This window comes from Okeania sp. SIO2B9 (assembly GCF_010672505.1).
GTDB classification, from domain to species: domain Bacteria; phylum Cyanobacteriota; class Cyanobacteriia; order Cyanobacteriales; family Microcoleaceae; genus Okeania; species Okeania hirsuta.
This window is the reverse complement of sequence record NZ_JAAHGK010000360.1, coordinates 1-6,097: the sequence shown is the minus strand read 5'-3', so window position 1 is coordinate 6,097 and position 6,097 is coordinate 1. Positions and strand designations below refer to the sequence as shown.

At 36.4% G+C, this 6,097-nt stretch carries 7 protein-coding genes; 5 read left to right on the top strand and 2 right to left on the bottom strand.

From position 1 onward, the window contains the following. On the bottom strand, positions 1 to 198 hold a 198-nt coding region (locus tag F6K13_RS14375), incomplete at its 3' end, for a hypothetical protein (protein ID WP_287287691.1). Between the two features lie 292 nt (positions 199 to 490). Between F6K13_RS14375 and carA the strand changes: the two genes are divergently transcribed. From carA to F6K13_RS14350, 5 genes are all read left to right on the top strand, one after another. Next, positions 491 to 1,651: a glutamine-hydrolyzing carbamoyl-phosphate synthase small subunit gene (gene carA, locus F6K13_RS14370; RefSeq protein ID WP_124142648.1), complete on the top strand. Its 1,161-nt coding sequence runs from the start codon at positions 491 to 493 to the stop codon at positions 1,649 to 1,651. A gap of 159 nt (positions 1,652 to 1,810) precedes the next feature. Continuing rightward, complete coding sequence (locus tag F6K13_RS14365) at positions 1,811 to 2,188, top strand: STAS domain-containing protein (RefSeq protein ID WP_124142647.1); 378 nt, start codon at positions 1,811 to 1,813, stop codon at positions 2,186 to 2,188. Between the two features lie 259 nt (positions 2,189 to 2,447). Then, positions 2,448 to 2,840 carry a Mini-ribonuclease 3 gene (locus F6K13_RS14360; protein WP_192901016.1) on the top strand — a complete coding sequence of 131 codons (393 nt, stop codon included), beginning with the start codon at positions 2,448 to 2,450 and terminating at the stop codon, positions 2,838 to 2,840. Positions 2,841 to 3,893: 1,053 nt separating this feature from the next. Continuing rightward, positions 3,894 to 4,757: a 23S rRNA (guanosine(2251)-2'-O)-methyltransferase RlmB gene (gene rlmB, locus F6K13_RS14355; protein ID WP_124142645.1), complete on the top strand. Its 864-nt coding sequence runs from the start codon at positions 3,894 to 3,896 to the stop codon at positions 4,755 to 4,757. A 300-nt stretch (positions 4,758 to 5,057) separates the two neighbouring features. Continuing rightward, the gene (locus F6K13_RS14350) at positions 5,058 to 5,342 is read left to right on the top strand and encodes a DUF1816 domain-containing protein (RefSeq protein WP_124142644.1); all 285 of its coding nucleotides are present in this window, start codon (positions 5,058 to 5,060) and stop codon (positions 5,340 to 5,342) included. Positions 5,343 to 5,800: 458 nt separating this feature from the next. On the opposite strand, the gene F6K13_RS14345 is transcribed toward F6K13_RS14350, so the two are convergent. After that, on the bottom strand, positions 5,801 to 6,097 hold a 297-nt coding region (locus F6K13_RS14345; RefSeq protein WP_375340664.1), incomplete at its 5' end, for an alpha/beta fold hydrolase.

Sequence of the window (6,097 nt, the reverse complement as noted above, 5' to 3'; positions counted from 1 at the left end):
AACTGATATTGTTAAGTCCTTCCTATTTCCTGCTTCATCAAGCATAAAACATCCTGGATATTCTTGAGCGATCGCTGCAGTACAAATTAATGTAGTCACTAATATTGATGGTATTTGCCAAAAGATGGTTTTCGCCTGTTGTTTTTGCTTAACCAGATTTCTATCAGTAGAATTGTAGAGTGAAGAATTTTCCATCATAATTAATTACTTTTTAAGAATTTCAATTATTTGTTTATTGTTAAGTTTTAAACTTTAAGCTAATTTTATCTTATTTAATTGATGAATGTAATCTGTACTTGTGACTACTACATTTTTCGTAAACCTAATATATTCTCAATGACCTAAGTAAATATTCTGACCTAATATTTAAAGAAGCAGTCAGCAGAATCATTAGGATCATTTTTTTAATGTTTAGAATGGGATTTTAACCCAAGCTGTTAAAAGCTGATAGCTAGTTAAATTAAATACTAATTAATTGAGAGGAATTAAAATGTCAATCTCACCTCAACCTGCTCTTCTGGTACTAGCAGATGGAACTTCTTACCGTGGCTTATCTTTTGGCGCTCCAGGAACTACCATTGGAGAAGTGGTATTTAACACAGGAATGACTGGTTATCAGGAAGTTCTCACAGACCCAAGTTATCGTGGGCAAATTGTTACTTTTACCTACCCAGAATTGGGAAATACAGGAGTTAATCCTGAAGATGAAGAGTCCAATCAACCACAAATCAAAGGTGCGATCGCTCGTAATATTTGTCCACGTCCTAGTAACTGGCGCTCAACTCAATCTTTGTTAGAGTATCTTCAAGAACATAAAATTCCTGGAATTTATGGTATTGATACCCGTGCTTTGACCAAAAAAATTCGGACTTTAGGAGCAATGAATGGGGCAATTTCTACAGAAATTCTAGACCCAACTGAATTGCTACAAAAAGTTCAGTCTGCCCCTAGTATGGCAGGATTGAATTTAGTTCAGGGAGTAACAACTAAAGAAGTTTATCAATGGTCTGAACCCACTAATGCAGCTTGGGAGTTTAATCCTTCTGTTTCTGGTTACAGTGGAGAAAAGTATACAGTAGTGGCCATTGACTTTGGAGTGAAAAAAAATATCCTACGACGTTTAGCTAGCTATGGTTGTCGAGTTGTAGTTGTTCCTGCTAATACGCCACCAGAAGAAATTCTCAAGCACAACCCAGATGGTATTTTCCTGTCCAACGGCCCAGGAGACCCCGCTGCTGTTAACGAAGGTATTGAGACTACTAAAGAGTTACTTAAATCATCTAAACCTGTTTTTGGTATTTGTATGGGACACCAAGTCCTCGGTCTTGCTTTAGGAGCCGACACTTTTAAATTAAAGTTTGGCCACCGTGGTCTCAATCAGCCAGCAGGTTTACAGCAAAAAGTGGAGATTACAAGTCAAAATCATGGATTTGCGATTCATCCAGATTCTTTAGCTACTGAGGTAGAAATTACACATCTTAACTTGAATGACCAAACTGTTGCCGGTTTACGACATAAATCTTTACCTTTGTTCTCAGTACAATACCACCCTGAAGCCAGCCCTGGTCCCCACGATGCTGATTACTTGTTTGAACGTTTTGTCCAGGTAATGCAAGATGAGCGCAGAGCTAAAGCCTCGAAATCAAAGTAGGATTTTGCCTGCAAATTTTGTGTATTCCTTACTTAAATTGTACAATTTTTTTTTGCATCATTTGTCTTTCAAAATAAGTTATCTTTAGGAGTAGACAAATTTTACATAAAAAAGTATAATTGACATTCGACTTATGCAAAATCAAGCTAGGAGGGTGTTATTCCTGAGCCTAAGCCATTAGCCCTGACTGTTAGCCTGAGATGCACTCATGAAGAGAGGAATAACTACCAGCTATTCCGCCTAACAGGGTTACTAGATGCCTTTTCAGAAGGTACTTTTAACAAAACGCTGAAGACAAAAATCGATCAAGGGCCAAAAAACATTATTTTGGATTTGTCCAAAATAGACTTTGTTGATAGCTCTGGGTTAGGAGCACTCGTACAACTGGTAAAGCATACCAAACAATATGAAGAAGGTACGTTGCAAATAGTTTCCAATGCCCGTGTCAATCAAACTGTTAAATTGGTTCGTTTAGAGAAATTTTTGTCTTTACGCTCTTCATTAGATGAAGCTATAGAGAATGTCAAGATCTCTTGACAAGGCCAGGCAATGACCGACTGTTTAATATAGCTATAGATGCTATCTCCCGTCAAAAATCAAAGGGCGAGACGGGAGTTGGTCAAGCCTGATTGAGATGGAAAAAACTAGAAAGATTGTGAAAACAAAATTTGGCCTGTCTTGTTAAATAGAAATTAAAACTTAAGTTAAGCAAAAATTTTTCTACGGGGATATTAGAAGAAGGACAATTAATATTTTATCGAGTAGAAAAGCTGGTCTAACAAGGAGAACGATCGGTTTGCAACAATTAAACCTTGTGGCACTAACACCAACAGAAATTCAAAAAACTACACCCTCAGCTTGGGCATATCTGGGGGATGCTATTTATGAATTGTATGTTCGGAGCTACTACTTAATACCAGCTAAAAGATCGCGGTCTTATCATCAACTGGTGGTAGCGCAAGTTAGAGCAGAAAGTCAAGCTCATCATTTACATAATTTAAAACCTCATCTTACTAGTTTAGAGTTAGATATTCTCAAGCGAGGACGCAACGCTGCTTTTGGGAAACCAAAAAGATTAGACCCAGAAGTTTATCAACAGGCTACCAGTTTAGAAGCTTTAATTGGTTACTTATATTTAACAGATCCTCAACGATTAAATCAATTACTAGGCTATATAAAATTAGATTAAAGAATAGAAAGAATTAAAAAGGTTAATTTAAAAGGGGTAAAAACAGAAACCCAAATCCTACCTAAATATACTCTTTCCCTACTCTTTTTCAAATTTTGGTAGTCCTGCAACGGTAATGGTATTGATTGAACTTAGGACAAATTACCTAATGATGTCAGCTGTTATTACCTCAGCTCTAATTAAAAGAAAGCGTTCGAGGGATGGCGTTTTGCTCCGCAACATGTAAAGCGGAGCGACTCTCTCTGTCAAGAGCGGGTCTCCTCGACATATCCAATCGACCAAGAGAGAGGATGTATTTTGGTTTCTTTCTCACTTCCCGTCTTCTCATCTCTCCCACTCCCCTACTCCCTGCTCTTGCGTAAAATTTGGTATTAAGATATATTTTCTGTTCCCTATCCGGTTAATGTACAACAAATAGTGATTTTCGCTCGAAAACTTAAGTAATTTGTAAATACCATTACTTTTAAAATTAGCCTTTAGAGTAGTTTTTATATTATGTTCGGTAGAACACTTATAATTATTGCTCTGCTGATTAAATATAAAAGCATTGACATATAAAGACAAGTGCCTTTTTGGGAACGAAAAAAGTGCGCCTGTTTCAGCTCTTCACGCTCATGCATGGAGCGTATTTTAGGCGCATAGTTGGGCAGAACAATCTTGGGACAAAACGCCCGCTCCTACTTCCTCGCTCCCGATCCATTTCTCCCCTCCTGGGAGGGGCGAGGGGTGGGTTGTCTCCTGTCTCCTACCCCTACTAAAATACTTTTGAGCGCAAACCCTAATTAGGCTCGTAGTTTTGCTTGAGCAATAATATAAGTATTGCAAGGGCTAGAACAAAACTACAAACAAAAACTTTACTATAAGTAATTATCAGAAATTATAAGTAATTATCCGCAATTCGTAGCTCCCCCGGAGGGGGCACATGATATTACTCCCTACTCCCTGGTATCTACTTACAAATGTTAAATTAATTTTGCATAGGTATTTATATTACCTGGGGCCTTATGGCCTATGCCGCCTGTATTAAGAATAAAATTAGATTTGATATGAGCTATGCCTATAAAACCTTCAAAATTTAACTATCAAGACAAACCCCAAAAACAGAAATCAATTAAACTCAAAAGTAGGCAGTCAAGCAATGATAATTTAGAGGCCACAAGGGAAGATGACGATCTAATCTATGGACGACATACTGTACAAGCAGCCCTCAAAAGTGAGCGTTCCTTAAACCGCATCTGGGTTATTTCGCCACTGAGATACGATCCCAGGTTTCATACATTGCTCAATGAGGCTAAAGCCAGAGGTACGATCATAGATGAAGTAGATGATAGACGCCTAGATCAAATTACCCATAGAAAAAATCATCAGGGTATTGCTGCTCAAATATCCCCTTACGAGTACAAAGAGCTTGACGAACTAATTTCTCAAGCTAAATCTAAAACCGAGCAACCTATATTGTTAGTAGCTGATGGTCTCAACGATCCCCATAATTTAGGAGCTATTATTCGGACGGCAGAAGCTCTGGGAATACAAGGTTTAGTTATTCCACAAAGACGAGCAGTAGGAATAACCTCGACTGTAACAAAAGTTGCTGCAGGAGCTTTGGAAAATTTTCCGGTAGCCAGAGTTATTAATCTGAGTCGTGCTTTGGAAGAATTGAAAAAAGAGGGATTCTGGATATATGGTACTGTAGCTGACAATGGGGATCTTATTCATACTGTAAAGTTTACAGGAGCTATTGTTCTAGTTATTGGTAGTGAAGCAGAGGGTTTAAGCCTTCTGATCCAAAAAAATTGTGATGCCTTAGTATCTATACCAATGTCAGGAAATACACCTAGTCTCAATGTATCAGTAGCAACTGGTATAGCCCTTTATGAGATCTATAGACAACGCTGGTCAAAAAGTTTGCGTATGTAGTGAAAAATATAATTGAAAAAATAGAAGTTGCGTAGTATAACAAAAATAGAGAGGAGAAGTATAGCTTAACATGGGTTAAACAGTCTTCTATCAGCTACATGGCTCTGACCAGCGAAATAGATTTTGAAACTCCCGGTTGACTATAATGAACACTCTTTGTAATTTGTATAGTTTAGTTATCGATTCAAATTTTTCCTGATAGTTTGTTTAGAATTTTTGCTCATAAAGTTGCAAACATTGGCAGATGTGAGAATCAGTAACTTCAAAAGCAACTACTAATACAAAAATTATTAACATAGTATGAAAGAAACATTGGCAAACTTATTAAACTTTTCTGGTCTGGCTTGGTGGGTTAAAATTTTTACTACTAACCCTTGTTGCACTTATTATTTTGGACCTTTTTTTACATTTGAAGAAGCAAAAGCTGCTGAAGCTGGCTATATAGAAGATTTAAAAGACGAAAGTGCTCAGGGTATTCAGGTGTTTATTGAGCAGTCTAAACCTGTGGAGTTAACTATTTATGATGAATTAGAAAATAGTAGTAATGAAACAGTAATAAATCCTGCTTTTAGTCCCCAAACTTAATCCTTTTCAGGAAATTATAAAATTTGAAGATAAATGGTGTTGCTGAGTAATAGTATAACTTTGAAGTTAGTAGTCGATAAGAGTCAAAGATACTAAATAAACTACTAATTGCTTGATACTAGATAGAAAAATAGTAAAGCTTATTAATTACTCTTGATTTACTTTAATTTAAGTCTTGATATCTGTTTTCAGCAATGCCAATAAATTATAATTAGGAAATTATCAACTTTTCTTAATTTTGACTTTTAATTGACTTTTACAAGAATTTCTAATACCAATTTCATAAAATATTGCTACAGTCTCGACACTGGTAACAGGCAACAGGGAAAAAACTGGATAAAAAAGAGGAAAAGATACTTGATTTTGACATTTGATGGATATATACAATTTTTAATTGTAGCAATAAATTACAAGTTAAGATGTAACTACCTTTTTTGAATTTGGTATAATATTTTTGATTATTTTTGCTGAAGCTGTATCCATTTTTTAATATCTGTTAGCACTTGCTGAGAAATTTCCCAAGGAAAAAGATGAGCGGTGTTAGGATAGCATTGCCAATGTGCATGATTGAGATGTAGAGCTGTTTCTTGACTGGACTCAGGAGTAATATGGCAATCGCTTGCCCCAGCTAATACTAAGCAAGGACATTGAATTTGTGGCAGAGCGCTCAATCTGTTATAGTCACTTCTTAAAGCTTGATTTAATGCTCTAGTGGCAAATTTAGAAGTTTGTAAATAGGCAGAAACGGCTTCTTT

Excerpts from the sequence above, each read along its gene's own strand:
- carA (WP_124142648.1), top strand. The coding sequence starts at position 491 with ATGTCAATCTCACCTCAACCTGCTCTTCTGGTACTAGCAGATGGAACT.
- rlmB (WP_124142645.1), top strand. The coding sequence starts at position 3,894 with ATGCCTATAAAACCTTCAAAATTTAACTATCAAGACAAACCCCAAAAA.
- F6K13_RS14350 (WP_124142644.1), top strand. The coding sequence starts at position 5,058 with ATGAAAGAAACATTGGCAAACTTATTAAACTTTTCTGGTCTGGCTTGG.